Origin of the sequence: Pseudomonas asplenii (assembly GCF_900105475.1) — a bacterium.
Taxonomy (GTDB): domain Bacteria; phylum Pseudomonadota; class Gammaproteobacteria; order Pseudomonadales; family Pseudomonadaceae; genus Aquipseudomonas; species Aquipseudomonas asplenii.
The window spans coordinates 2,061,818-2,078,440 of sequence record NZ_LT629777.1 but is presented as its reverse complement, the minus strand read 5'-3'; the positions used below and the strand labels follow the sequence as shown (position 1 = coordinate 2,078,440).

Below are 16,623 nucleotides of genomic sequence, written 5' to 3'. Positions count from 1 at the left end.
AGAGATACACCATGAGACTGTCCCGCTTTTTTATCGACGCCCCCCTGAGCCCCGGCGAACACCAGTTGCCGGAAGCCCAGGCCCACTACATCGGCCGCGTACTGCGTATGGCCGAGGGTGACGCGCTGCAAGTGTTCGACGGTTCGGGCAACGAATTCCTCGGCAGCCTGCTGGAAGTCGGCAAGAAACACGTGCGCGTGCAACTGACCGAAACCTTCGCCGGCCAGCCGGACTCGCCGCTGCATCTGCATCTCGGCCAGGGCCTGTCCCGGGGCGAGCGCATGGACTGGGCGATCCAGAAAGCCACCGAGTTGGGCGTGAGCGAAATCACCCCGATCGTCAGCGAACGCTGCGAGGTACGACTCAAGGACGAACGCGCCGACAAGCGCCTGGCTCATTGGCGGCAGATCGCGATCAGCGCCTGTGAGCAATGCGGTCGCTCCACCCTGCCGGTGATCCACCCGCCACTGCTGCTCAATGAATGGCTGAAACAGACCGAAGCCGAGCTGAAACTGGTGCTGCACCCGGTCGCCGAGCCGCTGACCAGTCACCCCAAGCCCGCCAGCCTGGCCTTTCTGATCGGCCCGGAAGGCGGCCTGTCGGATGCCGAAGTCGAGCAGGCGGCACGAGCCGGTTACTGGACGGCGCGCCTCGGTCCGCGCGTCTTGCGCACCGAAACCGCGCCGGTGGTTGCCCTGGCGGTGGCCCAGCAGCTCTGGGGCGACTTCTGACCAGTCAGATCACGTACCAGGAGATCGCCACGAAGTGCAGGAGACTGCCGGCGATCACGAACAGGTGCCAGATCCCATGGGAATGGCGCAGCCGGTGGTCCAGGGCAAAGAAGATGATACCCAGGGTATACAGCACGCCCCCCGTGGCCAGCCAGATGAACCCGGCCATGCCCAGCGCCGCCAGCAAGGGTTTGATCGCCACCAGCACGATCCAGCCCATCACCGCATAAATCACGATCGACAGGACCCGCGCCTCCGAACGCGGCTTGATCTCCTGCAACATGCCGATGACCGCCAGGCCCCAGACGATGCCGAAGAGCGTCCAGCCCCACGGCCCGCGCAGGGTGACCAGGCAGAACGGCGTGTAGCTGCCGGCGATCAGCAGGTAGATCGACAGGTGATCGACCTTCTGCATGATCACCTTCGCCCGCCCGCGTACGCTGTGGTACACGGTCGAAACGCTATACAGGGTCATTAACGTGACCCCGTAGATCGCCACGCTGACGATCTTCCAGGGGCTGCCATCCAGGCTCGCCATCACCAGCAGCCAGATGGCGCCGATGCACGCCAGCACCGCTCCTACCAAATGAGTCCAGGCGTTGAGTCGTTCCCCGTGATACATCTGCCACCTACCTCCATTGACCAGAACACTGCATCAGACTCGGGCCTGGCCGCGCGCAACGCAATACCCAGCCCATGAGCCCGATACCCTATACAGCTGCTTCCTGCTTCGAAAGAGGAAACACGCCGCCCTCAGCAACCTCGTCGGTTGATGGACAAGGCAATCCGCCCCGTCAGGAAAAGCTGCTGCGGAAAAAAGCCTCGGCCAACCACCTGGGACTTGGGCACAATCGGAGCATTCGAAAAAGAGTCCGGCCCATGTTGATCGATGAAGAACTGACCCTGAAAAAGCTGGAAGTGTTCCTGGCCTTCATGCGCACCGGCAATCTGGCCCGCGCGGCGGCCGAGCTGCAGACCAGCAACGTCAGCGTGCACCGCGCCATCCACTCTCTGGAAAATGCCCTGCGCTGCCCGTTGTTCAAGCATGAGGGACGTAACCTGACGCCGCTGGAAAGCGCCTATGTGCTGGAAGAACGGGCGCAGAAACTGATTCAGGACGTGGTCGAGAGCATCCGCGTGACCCGCGAAGCCGCCGGTTTCTCCGCCGAACGCTTCAAGCTCGGCTCGCTCTATTCGCTGACGGTGAAGACCGTGCCGCAACTGATCATGGGCCTGAAGATCCGCCGCAGCGAACTGAACATCGACCTGATCCTCGGCTCGAACATCGATCTGCTGTACAAGCTCAGGAACATGGAAGTGGACGCGATCCTCGTGTCGCTGGACGAAACCACCCATGACGCGGACTGCGCACACCTGCCCCTGTTCTCCGACGATATCTTTCTCGCCACCCCCGCCGACTCGCCCTTCGCCCATCAGGAACAGGTCGATCTGGCGGACCTGCGTGACATGACCTTCATCACCCTGACCCAGGGTTTTGCCACTCACCGTGACGGCAACCGGGTATTCGAGCAGGCGGGTTTCGAGCCCAAGGTGGCGATGCAGGTCAATGACATCTTCACCCTGTTGAGCATGGTCAGTTCAGGCGTCGGCTATGCCCTGCTGCCGGGGCGGATCGCCGCCGTGTACGAGAACCGGGTAAAACTGATCCCGTTGCAGGCGCGTTACCACCTGCAACAGCATATCGGCGTGGTGTTCCTCAAGGCCAAGGAACGCGATCCGAACCTGCTGGCACTCCTTGCGGAGTGCCGGATGTACGCCAACCACCGGCGTTGAACACGGTTCAGCCGACCAGCCCACGCACGATGAAGAACAGCACCGATGGCCCAAGCAGGCAGCCAAGACCGGTATGGAACGTGGCGGTCAGCGCACCATAGGGCACCAGTCGCCGATCCGTCGCCGCGAGCCCGGCCGTTACCCCGCTGACCGTGCCAGCCAGGCCGCCGAACACCATGGCCGAACGCGGGTTGTCCAGGCCCATCCAGCGCGCCGCTACCGGCGTGCCGACCATCACGATGATCGCCTTGATCAGGCCCGTGGCGATCGACAAGGCCATCACATCGGAACTGGCGCCAATCGCGGCACCGGTCACCGGCCCGACGATATAGGTCACTGCGCCGGCACCGATGGTGGTCATGCTCACTGCATCACGATAGCCGAAGGCCCAGGCCATGCTCGCGCCGACAATGAACGGCAACACCGTGCCCAACAGCAGGGATACCGCGCCGATCAGGCCAGCTTTCCTCGCCTCGGTGGCCTGCACCTCGAAAGCGGTCGCGACGATCGCGAAATCCCGCAACATGGCACCGCCCATCAGGCCAATGCCGGAGAACAACGCCATGTCCGCCAGGCCCTTCTGCCCGCCGGTCAGCGTGCCGCCGATCCAGGCCAGTACCAGGCCGATCACGATGGCGATCGCCGAACCGTGAATACGACCCAAAGTCAGGTGCCTGGACAACAGCACCGACAGCCACATCACCACCCCGACCAGCGCGAATGCGGTGATCAGCCCATTGTGTTCCAGTGCTTTCTCGACAAGTGTCCACATATCAGCGACCTCCCGCGACATGGGCATCCGGCACCGATGGCTCGGCAGGCAACGGCTCGCCCTTGTTGGTACGGCTGATCAGGGCGATGGTGCAACCGCACAGCAGCACCGAACCGACAGCCGCCAGCACTGCAACCGGGCCACCGTGCAAGGCGGTGACCACGTTCTGGTTGGCGGCCATCGCGACCACCACGGGAATGTACAGTGCTCCCCAGAAGCCGACGCCCATCTCGCAGTCCTTGCTCATGCCGCCGTGCTTGTCCATCCACAAGCGGGCGCAGATCAACAGGATCATCGCAATCCCGACGCCGCCAACATTGGATTTGACGCCCAACAGCACGCCGAGCATGTCACCCAGCACCACCCCTGCCAACGTACAGACCGCCAGCAGTGCCACACCGTAAATAATCATTGTTGTTATCCTCGCATCGCGTTGTCGAAGTTGTTGTTTTTGTCCTTCGAAGCAGCCGGTCTTTATCGGTGGCGGCGTCCCTCCTCATCCAGCAGTGCCTTGAGACTGTCCAGCCGGGCACCGTCGAAGGCCATCACGCTGCCTTGTTCGAATACCCGGCGCGCCAGGCCGGTCAAGACCGCGCCCGGTGGCAATTCGATCTGCAGGCGCACGCCGCGCTCGTAGGCGCTTTGTACGGTGCCGCGCCAATCGACGAGCCGGCACATGTTGAACGCCAGGTCATCGCGGATCTGCTCAGCGCTACGCAACAGCCGGGCGCTGCTGCCACTGAGGTAGCCCAACCGTGGCACCTGCATCGGTATTCCGGCGAATGCGCTCGCCAGCTCTTGCGCCGGTTCATCCAGCAACGGGCAGTGCGAAGGCACGCTGACCGCCAGACGCCTGGCTACGCCACCCTGCTGTTTCATCGCTGCGCCGACCCGTGCCATCGCCTCCTCGCTGCCAGCGATCACACACTGGTTGTCGGCATTGATATTCGCCAGATAGACCGGGGTGCCTGGGCCATGCACCTGGGCCAGCAACTTATCCACAGCCGTCAGGTCCAGGCCGATCAGCGCGGTCATTCCGTAGCCCTGTGGATAAGCCTGCTGCATCAGGCGGCCGCGCAGGCCGACCAGCCGCAGCGCATCGGCGAAATCCAGCGCTCCAGCCACGACCGCCGCCGGATAGGCGCCGATCGACAGGCCGGCCACGTAGGCCGGCGGCATACTGTTCTCCAACAGCAGCCGGGCTCCGGCGACGCCGGCGACCAGCAGGCAGAGCTGCACGGCACGGGTCGAGGCCAGTGCCTGTTCCGTGTCCAGCAACCCCAGGTTTTCCCCCAGCACATCGCTGGCTTCGCCCAGGCACTCGCGGACCACCGCCACATCGGGCAAGCGCCGCAACATGCCGGGCTGCTGCGCGCCCTGGCCGGGAAACACCAGCAGACTGCTCACGCCGCGTGCTCCTGGAGATTCCAGGGATCGCTCACCAACAGCGCACCGGCAGCCCCCTTGAGCAGCACACGTTGCGCCGATCCCGCCCACTCCGCCAAGGCCACCGCCCCCAGCGGGGTCTGCAACTGCAGGTCGACCCGACAGAACGGATTATCGAGTTGCTGCAACAGCTCGGCAGCCCGATGTCGCGGGAGCATCTGTGGTGTGCGCAGGATCAAATCGAGATCGCTCTGCGGGTGCACGGTCGGCAAGCCGGTCGCCAATTCGAAACCGGCACTGCCACTGATGCCCCAGACCAGCCCCCAGGCATCGAGCAACGGCCGCAGTTGGCGCAGCGCCTGCAATGCCGGCTCGTCCCGCGTAACCAACGAACAATCGACCAGCGCCTCGGGACGGACCCGACGCTCAACCAACCCGCGTGGCATAAGCGTCGCGAAACGCTGCTCGCGCAGTGTCCCGCGCACACCGACCGGCACCTGATCTGCCACCGTCAGCGCCCGCCGTACCACCACCGGCTGCCCCTGGCCCAGCACCTCGCTCACCCAGGCCGGGGCATCCGCCGGCAACTGCGCCGGGGTCAAACCCCAGAGCAAGTCGTGGGGCTGGTATTGAGCCTCGCTACACATCGCAGCTCACCACTGTTCGCGCAACAGTTGCCGGACACGACTCGACGCAGCCCGGTTGTTTGCGCCCAGACGTACGCTCAGATCCGTACCGTGCTGCGCCACATCGCCGATGGCAGCGCCCAGGCAATCCTGCACGCGAGCCAGGTCCTGCGCCGTGGGCTGTTCGATCCGCTCCACATCGAGGGTGTGCCAGAGCAGGCCGAGGCTGGCATAGCTGTCGATGTCATAAGCCATCGGCGGCACGCTGGCGGCCAAGGCCTCGAGTTCCTCGACACTGCGCAGGGTCACCAGCGCCGCCGACGCCTTGCCCATGGCATGCACCATCACGCCCGGATCACGCAGGGCGATCAGTCGGTTGGCCTGGTAGCCGTGGGCGAGAAACGCCCCGGACATCGCCTTGCCCACCAGCAATGCAATCACCGCATGCCCCGCCAGACGAGCCCTGGCATAACTGTCGGCGGCAGCGGCCAGGGCCAGGTGGATGCCCAGGGCTTCCTCCCGGCGTCCATAGGCTTGGCTCGGCACATCGACAATGGCGATCAGCGCGCGTTTTGCGCCACGGGTGCTGTCGGCCTCGATGACCTCATCCACCGCCTTGGCCAGGCCCCAGCCCTCCAGCAGGCCAACCTCGCCGTTGCGGGCACGGACAAAACGGTTGGCCGCATCGGGTACCACCGCCAACAGCCGTACCGGCTGGTTACCCAGCACGGTATCGGCCACCTTGAGTGAAGCCGGCAGCCCGGCGACCTCGACCGCATCGCCAGCCAAGGCCTGGAACCAGTGCAAACCGCGCAGGGAATAGGCACTCATGGGCGCTCTCCTTGGAAAAGGTCACGTACCGTGGCCGGATCGATCTGCGGCTCGGCATCCAGTTCGGCCAGCCGTTGCAGATACCAGTCCGCTTGCCGGCTGCGCTGCGTCTCGGGCAGGCCGACCTCCAGCAAGGCAGCGACCTGTTGTCGAATCGCCGCCACGTCATCGCTTACATAGCGGTCCACCAGGCCGCTGGCGAAGCGCTGTTCACCCCCGGTCAGGCTCCAGATGAAGGGCCGGTCGCGAGAGTCGTACTCTTCCAGCCCCGCTTCCTGTTCGATCACCTGCGGACCATTGAGCCCCAGACGGGCCTCCCGGGTCAGCACCAGGTAACTGCACAACGCCGCCGCAATCGACATGCCGCCAAAACAGCCGACACTGCCAGCCACCACGCCGATCACCGGCTGATAACGCCGCAGATCGACAATCGCCGCATGGATATCGGCGATGGCCGCCAACCCCAGGTTGGCCTCCTGCAAGCGCACGCCGCCGGTTTCCAGCAGCAACACGGCGCGGGTCGGGATGCCCTTGCGGTTGTCCTCGGCGGCCAACTCCAGGGCACCGGCGATCTTCGCGCCCCCGACCTCACCGAGGCTGCCGCCCTGGAATGCGCCTTCGATGGCCGCGATCACTACCGGCAGGCCATCGATGCTGCCCTTGGCGATCACCACGCCATCATCGGCCTGGGGGACCACGCCCTGGCGCTCGAGCCAGGGCGACATGACCCGGGCAAACGGATCGAGCAACTCACGGAAACTGCCGCTGTCGAGCAACGCCCTCGCCCGCTGCCGGGCACCGAGTTCGACGAAACTGTGCTTGTGCAAAAGACGCTCGCTGTCAGTCATGGCCGACCTCCTCGAAAGCTTGTTCCAGGCGCAACCGGACCACTCCGGGCGTTGCGCCGAAATCGTGGATGTCGATCGCCAGCGCCGGTGGCAGGCGACCCTCGAAGAGTCGCTCGAACAGGTGTTGCCAGCGGGCGGAACTGCCATTGACCGAGGTCGTCACCTGAATCGACAAGGTGCCGGGACGACCGGGCTCGAGCAGTACTTCCAGGTCGCCGGAGCCGACGCAACCCACCAGCGCACGGCCCTTGGGCGGCTGCCCGGCGGGGAATTCAAAGGATAGTTTTTCCATCACAAGGCTTCCTGTTCGAGACGATCGATCAGCAGACAGGCGGCGAGCAGATCCGCCGCACCGCCTGGTGATGCGTTCATCGCCAAAAGCTGTTGATCCAATTCGTGCAGGCAACGCCGACCGGCCAGACTGGCACTGCCGCCGGCCTCCAGCACGGCGCGGGCACCCTGCTGCATGGCCTGCAGGCCCGGCAGGCCGGCGCGGTAGAGCACGCAGGTGTCGGCCAGGCTGGTCATGATCGCCAGCAGCGCATCCAGCCGGGCATTCTGTTCGCCATGACCGGCCAGGCGGCTGCGGCGCAATTGCGGCAGGCCGAGCCGGGTCACGGCGGGGAAGCCCAGTTGCGCCTCTTCACGGGCACCACGGGCACCGTAACGTTGGGCTACCTGCTGCCCATGGCTATTGCTGCCGGGAGCGTAACGATCCTCCAGCAGCGCCAAGCGCGCGGCCCGCAGGGTCAGGGCAGCCGCAGAGAGCGAGCCGGGTTCCTGCGCCGCCGCCGCCACCAACAGGCCCAACGCCCAGATGGCCCCACGGTGGGTATTCACGCCGCCAGTGGTCTTGAGCATTGCCTGCTCGCCCTCCCGGCCGATACGGCCAAGGGCTTCGCGCAAGGCCAGGCTGATCTGCTGTTGTCGCTGCTGTGGGGCGGCGGCGTCACAAAACCAGACCCTGCGGTGCAGCAGGAGAACCGAGTGTTTCGGGTGTGCGGCGGCTTTGCCACCGAGCGCGGGAAAGCCCGCTCGCCACACCTTCGAGTCACGGCTCGCCGCGATCGCGGCATCGGCCATTTCCTTGAACATCGGCCACAACGACAATGCCGAGGCATGCATCAAGCCCAGGTGCAGGTCGCTATGCGCGCCGCTGCCACGCCGGTCGACCAGCGCCGGTTTGGGTGACAGATCGGCTTCGTCGATCAGCGCTTCGACCGCGAAGTCCGCCAGACGCTCGGCCAATGAAAGGGCTTGGGGCTGCAGATTGAAGGCGTGCATTTACCAGCTCCTGAATCGTGCAGGCGGGTTGTAGAGACCACCCGACCACTCCACCAGGTCGGCCACACTCTTGGCCGCCAGCAGTTCGCGGCTGGCGTCGGTACGACGGATACCCAGGTCCTCGGGCAAGGCGATCAGCCCTTCGCGGCGCAGCCGCGCGGTGTCTTCAGGCTTATGCCGCAGACCGATGGCGGTGACCCCGGCCACGGCGGCGATCATTGCCTGGCGCTCCTCCAAGGTGCGGGCCTTGTACAGGTAGGCGATCCCCTCTTCGGTCAACAGGTGAGTGACGTCGTCGCCATAGATCATGATCGGCGCCAGCGGCATGCCGCTTTTGCGCGCCACCTCCACCGCATCGAGGGTCTCGACGAAGGTGGGTTTGCCACCCTCCTGGAACGTCTCGACCATCTGCACCACCAGCTTCTTGCCGCGTTCGAGCAGGGCCTGGGGCGCATCGCTGCTGTCCAGGCGCATGTCGAGCCAGGCCGGCGTGCCATGGCGCCGGCCCCGGGGATCATGGCCCATGTTCGGCGCCCCGCCGAAACCGGCCAGGCGGCCACGGGTCACGGTGGAGGAATGACCGTCACCATCGACCTGCAGGGTCGCACCGATAAACAGGTCGACCGCATACTGCCCGGCCAGTTGGCAAACCATCCGGTTCGAACGCAACGAACCATCGCGCCCGGTGAAGAACACATCCGGCCGGGCGGCGATGTACTTTTCCATACCCAGTTCGGTGCCGAAACAGTGCACGCTCTCGACCCAGCCGCTTTCGATCGCCGGGATCAGCGTGGGATGCGGGTTGAGTGTCCAGTTGCGGCAGATCTTGCCCTTCAGGCCCAGGGATTCGCCGTAGGTCGGCAGGATCAGTTCGATAGCGGCAGTGTTGAAACCGATCCCGTGGTTGAGCGACTGGACGTTGTGCTTCTCGTAGATGCCACGAATCGCCATCATCGCCATCAGCACATGCACCGGCTTGATATGCCGCGGATCGCGGGTGAACAGCGGTTCGATATAGAACGGTCGGTCGGCCACCACCACGAAGTCGACCCAGGACGCGGGAATGTCCACACGGGGCAATTCGCTGACATCGTCGACCAACTGGTTGACCTGGACGATAACGATGCCATCGCTGAACGCCGCCGGCTCGATCAGCGCCGGGGTGTCTTCGGTGCTGGGGCCGGTGTAGATGTTGCCGGCGCGGTCGGCCATGAAGCCGGCGCTGAGCACCACATTGGGAATCAGGTCCACCACCAGCCGTGCATACAGTTCGATGTAGGTGTGGATCGCACCGATTTCCAGCAGACCGTCTTCGAGCAACTGGCTGATGCGCAGGCTCTGGGTGCCGGCGAAGGAGAAGTCGAGCTTGCGGGCGATGCCACGTTCGAACAGGTCCAGATGCTCAGCCCGACCGACACTGGGCATGATCATGTGCAAATCGTGGAGCCGGGCCGGGTCGACCTTGGCCAGGGCGCGGGAGAGGAAGTCCGCCTGCTTCTGGTTGTTGCCCTCCAGCACCACCCGGTCGCCGGGCATGATCAGGGCTTGCAGCGCGGCGACGATCTGCTCGGTCGGCAACACCACGCCATCGGCGAGGGCTCGCACCTGTTCGAGACGGCGCTGCTTCTCGGCACGGCGCCGCGTCCAGCGCGAGTCGGGGGAATTGGGGGTTGTCATGCTCACTCCACGGGTTCGCTGTCGTGGACTAGACAGTAGGAGTGATCGGACAGGGCATCAATCAAGCCCAGAGAGGAATTGTTACGCTCAGGTTAACGATCAGATAGGCTGGTGTTTATCGTCACCGTTTTTATCAGTGCCATAGTCCGTATGAGTTGAAGCCAGGCTTGAGTTTTATCGCGTTCAGCGGCGTGGGATGGGACCTAAATCTGCAGTAGGGTAAAGCTCGACCATCGCTTGCTCAACGACGATCTTCAGCGAAAGGGTATTCTCGATCAGAGCTGCCAGTAACCCTTCATCTTCGTCCATATAGCCTTCAGGCCAACCCCGACTCCAATACCAACTGCTCCAGCGCTGGCAGGTCCGGTATCTTCGCCACCAGGTCTGCGACCTGAACCGCAGCCTTCTCCAGGCGGCATAGCGGCACATCGACGAAGCTCAGCTGGCTGTCGAGTTTGTACGACCGCGGGATCCCCTGGATCACCAGGGCGATAAAGCGCAGTTCCGGGCGCCCGCCGAGGGTATTGAGCACCACGATCCGAGCCCGCTCGCCCACGGCGATCGCCCCGCCACAGGCCGCTTCGAAGCTGATCAGCGGCAACTGGCGGTCGCGCCAGACCACTTGCCGCAGGTACCACGGCGGCGCATCGCTGGCCGGTTCGCCACGCTGGAAATCGATCAACTCGGCGACCGCCACGTTCGGCAATAACAGGTAGCGATCGGCCAAGGGCAGCATCAGGCCGGTCAGGCTGCTGGTACTGTGTTCATGCATGGGCAGAGCTCCACTGGGCGATGCTTTCCAGCAACACCGACTCCTGGTAAGGCTTGCCCAGGTAGTCGTTGACGCCGATGGCCATGGCCCGGTCGCGGTGCTTCTGGCCGGTCCGGGAGGTGATCATGATGATCGGCAGGTCCTTCAGGCGGGGGTCGTTGCGCACCCGGGTCGCCACCTCGAAACCGTCCATGCGCGGCATCTCGATGTCCAGCAACATCAGGTCCGGGGTGTGCTCCTGCAACAGGGTCATCGCGTCGACCCCATCCTTGGCGGTGATCACGCTCATGCCGTTGCGCTCCAGCAGGCGGCTGGTGACCTTGCGTACGGTGACCGAGTCGTCCACCACCAGCACCAGCCGTGACCGCAGCGGCGTAAAGTCTCCCGCCAGGTCGCTCAAGGCCCGTGGCACCGGCACCCAGGCCTGGGAGGTGCGCACATGTGCCAGCAGATCGAGAATCGGTACCACCCGACCATCGCCGAGAATCGTCGCACCCGACAACCCCGACACCGCCGCGAACTGCGGCCCCAGGCTTTTGACCACGATCTCGCGAGTGCCCGCCAGGCTGTCGACCTGCAGCGCCACACGCTGCTCATTGCAATGCACCAGCAGCACCGGCAGCGGTTGGCTCAGGCCGAGCAGCTTGGGCTTGCTGACGGTTTTCAGCAGTTCGCCCAGATAACGCAATTCGTAGGTCTGCCCGGCGTACTCGTAACGCGGCGGGTTGATCAGGTAATAACCTTCCAGCTCGTTGGGCAGCACCCGCACCAGGCCTTCGACCGTATTCAGCGGGATCGCATACTGTTCCTCGCCACACTGCACCATCAGTGCCCGGTTCACCGACACACTGAACGGCAGGCGAATCTGGAAGTGCACACCCTGACCCTTGATCGAGTCGATGGTCATGGTCCCGCCCAACTGCCGTACTTCCTCGTGGACCACATCCATGCCAACGCCACGCCCGGAAATCTGGGTGATGCGCTCAGCGGTGGAAAAACCCGGCTGGAGAATGAACTGCAGGACGTCACGGTCACTGATGGGGGTACTTTCCTCGATCATCCCGCGCTTGATCGCCTTGCGTCGCACCGCCTCAAGCGGCACTCCCGCGCCGTCGTCATGAATATCGAAGACGATATCGCCGCCCTCATGGGACAGGTCCAGCGTGATCCGCCCCTGCTCCGGCTTGCCGGCAGCGAGGCGCGCCTCGGTGCTTTCCAGGCCATGGTCGACGGCGTTGCGCAGCATGTGTTCGAGCGGCGCGACCATCCGCTCCAGGACATTGCGGTCCACCTCGCCCTCGGCGTTACCGACGATGAACTCGACGTCCTTGCCCAACTCCCCAGCGACCTGCCGCACCACCCGCTTCAACCGCGGCACCATGCGCTCGAACGGCACCATGCGCGTGCGCATCAGGCCCTCCTGCAGCTCGGTGTTGACCCGTGCCTGTTGCAGCAGCAGATTCTCGGCGGCCTGGTTGCGGCCGGCCAGGGTTTCCTTGAGGTCCAGCAGGTCGGAAGCCGACTCGAACAAGGCCCGCGACAACTGTTGCAACTGCGAGTGGCGGTCCATCTCCAGCGGGTCGAACTCCTCGTAGCCCAGGCGCTCGGCCTCCACCTGCTGGCGGCTGAGAATCCGTCCCTGGGTCTCGGTGTCGAGACGACGCAGTTGGTCGCGCATCCGTTCGATGGTGGTTTCCATCTCGTTGAGCGCCACCTTGGCGTCATTGACCTGCTGCTCGATACGCCCACGGAAAATCGACGTCTCGCCCGCCAGGTTGACCAGGTCTTCCAGGACATCGGCGGACACCTTGACCATATCCTGGGGTGGGCGCTCGGCCTCGGGCGCCGCCGGCTCGCCCTTGAACGCGACGGGCGGCGGCGGCTCCACGACCAGTGGCGGCTCGACCGGCGGCTGCCGGCCAAACGCCTGGATCTCGGCGATCAGCGCATCGGCCGGCAGCACCGGCTGCTCGGCCCGTACCGCATCCAGCATCTGCGCCAGGCGGTCATGACCATCCTGCAGCAGCTCGAACAACGCCTCGCCAGGCTGCAACAGCATGGTCGACACGCCTTCGTAGAGAAACTCCAGCTCATGGGCCAGATCGCCAATAGCGGCGATCTCGACCATCCGCGCGCCCCCCTTGAGGGTGTGCAGATCACGCAGCAGGTTTTCCACTTCCTGGCGGCTCGACGGCTCGGCGCGCCAGCGCTGCAACGCGCTGCCGGAGCTTTCGATGAGGTCGAATCCTTCTTCGAGGAACACTTCGAGCAGTTCCGGATCATGCCCGGCCACTGTGGATTCGACCGGCTCGACTACCGGTGACGCGACGCCCTGCTGGCGGAACGTCCGAAGGCGCTCGATCAGTAACGCCGGATCGCTCAGCGGCTGCTGACCTTGCAACTGCTCCAGCAGCACGGCCAGATGGTCATGGCTCTTCTGCAGCAGCAAGGCCAATGGCGGCGAATGAAGGAAACGTCGATCCAGCAGGCCTTCGTAAAGATTTTCCAACTCGTGCGCCAGGTCGCCGACCGGACCGACCTCGGCCATCCGGGCACCGCCCTTGAGCGTGTGCAAGTCACGTTGCAGCGATAACAGCGGCGCGGCGTTGTCCGGTTCCTCAAGCCAGCGCTGCAGGGCCTGCCCGGCGCTGTCGAGGATGTCCGCCGCTTCTTCGAGGAAGATCGCCACGATCTCGTCGTCCAGGTCCACGTGCCCGATCTGTGCTGCAGCGGTGGCCGCGCTCAGTTCGCTGATGCTCTGGGCATGACCGCCGTCGGTCCTGATCAACCCGGTGGCGGACGGGGCGAGCGCTTCGTCGAGCAATTCGCGCAGGGCCTGGATCCGCGCCGGTTGCGCGTTGATCGCCTGACCGGCGGCCAGTTCGTCGAGCATATTGATCAGCGCTTCATGGGCCTGTTGTGCCTCATGGAAGAACCGCTCGCTGACCGCCAGGCTGCTTTCCTCGACAGCACCGTAGATATCCAGCAGGGCTTCGCACAACGCGTCCACCGGTTCCAGGTCGGCGATGTGCGCCGCCTGGCCGAGGGTGGTCAGCTCGTCCAGCAGGTCATTGAGTTCCTGGCGCTCGCCCGGATGCTGCTGCCAGCGCAGCAACAGGCTCTCGGCATCCAGCAGGATATCCATGCCCTGGGCCAGGAAGCTGCTGATCAGTTGTGGATCACGCCGGGGCCGCGAGGCACTGCTGGGTACGCTCAGCAGGGCTTCGAGCCGCTCTGCCAGCAACGCTTCGGCACGCTGGATCAGTTGCGGCGCCCCCTCGATGGCGATCAGCGGATCATCCACCAGTTGCTGCAAGCCCTGGCGAAACAACCCTTCGGCCTCGAACAGCAACTCGACCTCGTCCAGGTCCAGCGCCAGCAGATGGGCCTTGAACTCGCGCACCAGGTAGTAGAGCGGCCCGGCCAGCTCGGCCATCGGCAGGACGCCCGCCATGTAGGCGCTGCCCTTGAGGGTATGCAGCGCCCGTTGCAGTTCATCGCTGACCTGCAGCGGCAGGTGTTCGGCAGCCTGTTCGAGAAACCGGTTGAGGCTGTCGAGGTGCGACTCGGCTTCGTTGCGGAAGATCTCCAGCAATTGCAGATCGAGTCCTTCCACCCAGTCCTCGGTCTCGGCATCCTGCTCGCCTGCGACGTTCGCCAGGGCATGGGCGCGGGCCGCCAACTGGTCGACATCGTCGCGCTGGCGCTGGGCATCGGCGGCGAATTCGGCGACCAGCTCCGGCAGCAGGCGCACCACCTCCTCGATCAGTTGCGGCACCTCGGGGCCGGGTTCCAGGCTGCGCTCCAGAACCCGATTGAGCAGGTTCTCCATGGCCCAGGCCAACTCGGCCAGCACCAGCGCGCGCACCATCCGGCCACTGCCCTTGAGGGTATGGAAGGCCCGACGCAGTTCGCCCAAAGCCGACTTGCCTTCAAGATCGGCGAGCCAGCGCGGCAGGTAGTCGCGCAGGGCATCGAGGACCTCAGCGGCTTCCTCGAGAAACACTTCGCGCAACTCGTCATCGACCGGCGCCTCGTCAGGCGGCGGCGGCAGCAGGCTGCGGGGCACTTGCCGGGCCGGCGGGTTGAGTTCCGAGACCGGGTTGGCCAGCACATCGGCCAGGGACTGCACCACATGGGGGTCGTCCAACGCCTGCAGGTCGCGCATGACCAGCGCTTCGGTAGGGCTCAGCACCTCCTCGAGCAGCGGCACCTCCAGCTCCACCGGCAAGTAACCCAGGGCATCCAGGCTCTGCTCGACCTTGTCCAGCACCTGCTCGCCCAGGGCTTCGTGATCTTCTGCCAGGCGTTCGAGGTAATACTCGATGCCGCTCAACGCATCGGCCAATCGATCGAGCTGCTGCCAGGACGGCGCTGCCGGCCCGTCGATCAACTGTTCGCGGATGCAGTGATTGCAGGTTTCCAGCAGGCTCGCCGCACGCCCCAGAGGAATCATCGACAAGGCGCCGCGCACCTGGGTCAGCAGCTCGGGCAGCGGCGCCAGGCGCTCGCGGTCCCAGTCGGCATCGATATAGTCGACGATCAGGTCCTTGACCTGCTGCAGGCAGAGCAGCGCCTCCTTGATCACGATCTGATGAATCAACGTCAGATCGGTGGTTGGCAGGCGGTTTTCCTCACGACTTTGCGGCTCGACCGTGCCGACCATCCCGGCCAGTGTCGCCTCGACATAGAGCAAGGCGCCAGCCACATCCATCAGAACCGCATCGTTGGGTTCGCGCTGGCCCTGGGCCAAGCCCTGGACCACCGCCAACTGGTCGATTATGACCTTGCGCGGCTGGCCAAAGCCCAGCACCGCCAGGGTATCGGCGATCTGCCGCAAGGGTGCCAGCAGACTGCCCAGGTCGTCGGTGTGCAGGCGATCACTGCGCACGAACAGATCCAGTCGCTCCTTGACCCGCACCAGTTCCTCGCAAAGTGCCGAGACCACCGAACGCATGGCATCGCGGTCGGGACCGGCAAGACGTGCGCGCTCCTCGTCGACCACGGTCGTCTCCGGCAAGGCGTCGTCGAGGCCGTAACGAGCCTTTAGCACGAGCATTTGTGCGGTGGGGTGTTCGGCCTTGGCAATGTAGAACAGCAGGCTCTTGAGCAACTCTTCCGGCGCAGGTTGATTGATCCCTTCGATGCCCTGCTCCAGCAGGCGCTTGAGCTCCTTGTCGGCATCCTTGAGCAGGCTGCGCAGCGCCGGGCTGTTGCCGATTGCGCCCGCGAGCATGCCTTCGACCAACGCCGAACCGACCTGCCACAGCGGCGCCAGCGGAGCGCCCTGGCACAACCCTTCGAGACGGCTGAATACCTTGGCCATGTAGCCCAGGTTGGTGGCGTCGTCCTGCTCACGCAACAACCCGACCAACGCGGTCTGCAGCATCTGTCGCCACTTGCGCAGCAGCCCCGGCAGCTCTGCGGTTGCCAGCTCGACCAGCGCCTGGGCATCGAGGGGCGGCAACTCCAGCAGGGCCGGACTGAACAGGCTGGTCTCCGACAGCCGGCTTTCACCACGGGCGCTGCGCAGGTCGTTGAGCAATGGCAGCACCACCAGCGGCAAGTCGCGCCGGGCGCTGTGCACACGCTCCAGGTACAGCGGCAACTGGGCAAAGGCCTGGTGCAACAGGCTGACCGCCTCGGCCGGTTCGCTGACCCGCCCTTCTTGCATGGCCAGTACCAGTTGTTCCATTTCCTCGGCCAACAGCGCCGCGCCGTAGAACTCGACCATCTGCAAACTGCCATGCACCTGGTGGATACAGGCCAGGCACTCGGCGATATCCTGGCCCGCGTGCTCCGGCTCATCGAGGCCATCCAGCGCCTGGCGGGCCTGCCTCAAGGTATCGGCGATCTCATCCTTGACCCATTCGAGGGCCACGTAGTCGTGCTGGTCGCTCAT

15 protein-coding genes are annotated in these 16,623 nt (G+C 64.8%); 2 read left to right on the top strand and 13 right to left on the bottom strand.

Annotated features, from left to right (window positions below; translation table 11 throughout):
* Positions 1 to 11: 11 nt before the first annotated feature.
* Positions 12 to 731, top strand: coding sequence for a 16S rRNA (uracil(1498)-N(3))-methyltransferase (locus tag BLU37_RS09440; protein WP_090204300.1), 720 nt, complete (start codon positions 12 to 14; stop codon positions 729 to 731).
* Positions 732 to 735: 4 nt separating this feature from the next.
* Here the strand turns inward: BLU37_RS09440 and trhA are convergent, their stop codons facing one another.
* Positions 736 to 1,353 carry a PAQR family membrane homeostasis protein TrhA gene (trhA, locus tag BLU37_RS09435; RefSeq protein WP_090204296.1) on the bottom strand — a complete coding sequence of 206 codons (618 nt, stop codon included), beginning with the start codon at positions 1,351 to 1,353 and terminating at the stop codon, positions 736 to 738.
* A gap of 257 nt (positions 1,354 to 1,610) precedes the next feature.
* Here trhA and BLU37_RS09430 point away from each other — a divergent pair, with 257 nt between their 5' ends.
* Positions 1,611 to 2,525 (top strand): LysR family transcriptional regulator, encoded by a 915-nt coding sequence (locus tag BLU37_RS09430; protein ID WP_090204294.1) that lies wholly within the window; start codon positions 1,611 to 1,613, stop codon positions 2,523 to 2,525.
* A 7-nt stretch (positions 2,526 to 2,532) separates the two neighbouring features.
* On the opposite strand, the gene madM is transcribed toward BLU37_RS09430, so the two are convergent.
* From madM to BLU37_RS09375, 12 genes are all read right to left on the bottom strand, one after another.
* Positions 2,533 to 3,297, bottom strand: coding sequence for a malonate transporter subunit MadM (gene madM / locus BLU37_RS09425; protein WP_010444879.1), 765 nt, complete (start codon positions 3,295 to 3,297; stop codon positions 2,533 to 2,535).
* 1 nt (position 3,298) lies between these two features.
* A complete protein-coding gene (gene madL / locus BLU37_RS09420) occupies positions 3,299 to 3,709 on the bottom strand; it encodes a malonate transporter subunit MadL (RefSeq protein ID WP_019362680.1) in 411 nt (136 codons plus the stop codon).
* 62 nt (positions 3,710 to 3,771) lie between these two features.
* Entirely contained in the window at positions 3,772 to 4,704 is a 933-nt protein-coding gene (gene mdcH / locus BLU37_RS09415) for a malonate decarboxylase subunit epsilon (RefSeq protein WP_090204291.1), read from the bottom strand.
* Positions 4,701 to 5,330 carry a malonate decarboxylase holo-ACP synthase gene (locus BLU37_RS09410; RefSeq protein WP_090204288.1) on the bottom strand — a complete coding sequence of 210 codons (630 nt, stop codon included), beginning with the start codon at positions 5,328 to 5,330 and terminating at the stop codon, positions 4,701 to 4,703. The genes mdcH and BLU37_RS09410 overlap by 4 nt, the downstream gene beginning before the upstream one ends.
* Before the next feature lie 6 nt (positions 5,331 to 5,336).
* Complete coding sequence (mdcE, locus tag BLU37_RS09405) at positions 5,337 to 6,140, bottom strand: biotin-independent malonate decarboxylase subunit gamma (RefSeq protein ID WP_090204284.1); 804 nt, start codon at positions 6,138 to 6,140, stop codon at positions 5,337 to 5,339.
* On the bottom strand, positions 6,137 to 6,988 hold the full coding sequence (locus tag BLU37_RS09400; RefSeq protein WP_090204281.1) for a biotin-independent malonate decarboxylase subunit beta: 852 nt from the start codon (positions 6,986 to 6,988) through the stop codon (positions 6,137 to 6,139). Before BLU37_RS09400 ends, mdcE begins: the two co-directional genes overlap by 4 nt.
* Positions 6,981 to 7,280, bottom strand: a complete 300-nt coding sequence (locus BLU37_RS09395; protein WP_010444889.1) for a malonate decarboxylase subunit delta — start codon at positions 7,278 to 7,280, stop codon at positions 6,981 to 6,983. Before BLU37_RS09395 ends, BLU37_RS09400 begins: the two co-directional genes overlap by 8 nt.
* A complete protein-coding gene (locus BLU37_RS09390; protein WP_029532988.1) occupies positions 7,280 to 8,272 on the bottom strand; it encodes a triphosphoribosyl-dephospho-CoA synthase in 993 nt (330 codons plus the stop codon). The genes BLU37_RS09395 and BLU37_RS09390 overlap by 1 nt, the downstream gene beginning before the upstream one ends.
* Positions 8,273 to 9,949 (bottom strand): malonate decarboxylase subunit alpha, encoded by a 1,677-nt coding sequence (gene mdcA / locus BLU37_RS09385; protein WP_090204279.1) that lies wholly within the window; start codon positions 9,947 to 9,949, stop codon positions 8,273 to 8,275.
* A 183-nt stretch (positions 9,950 to 10,132) separates the two neighbouring features.
* Positions 10,133 to 10,258, bottom strand: coding sequence for a hypothetical protein (locus BLU37_RS29665; RefSeq protein WP_269457979.1), 126 nt, complete (start codon positions 10,256 to 10,258; stop codon positions 10,133 to 10,135).
* A 7-nt stretch (positions 10,259 to 10,265) separates the two neighbouring features.
* A complete protein-coding gene (locus BLU37_RS09380) occupies positions 10,266 to 10,721 on the bottom strand; it encodes a chemotaxis protein CheW (RefSeq protein ID WP_010444897.1) in 456 nt (151 codons plus the stop codon).
* Entirely contained in the window at positions 10,714 to 16,623 is a 5,910-nt protein-coding gene (locus tag BLU37_RS09375) for an Hpt domain-containing protein (RefSeq protein WP_090204277.1), read from the bottom strand. The genes BLU37_RS09380 and BLU37_RS09375 overlap by 8 nt, the downstream gene beginning before the upstream one ends.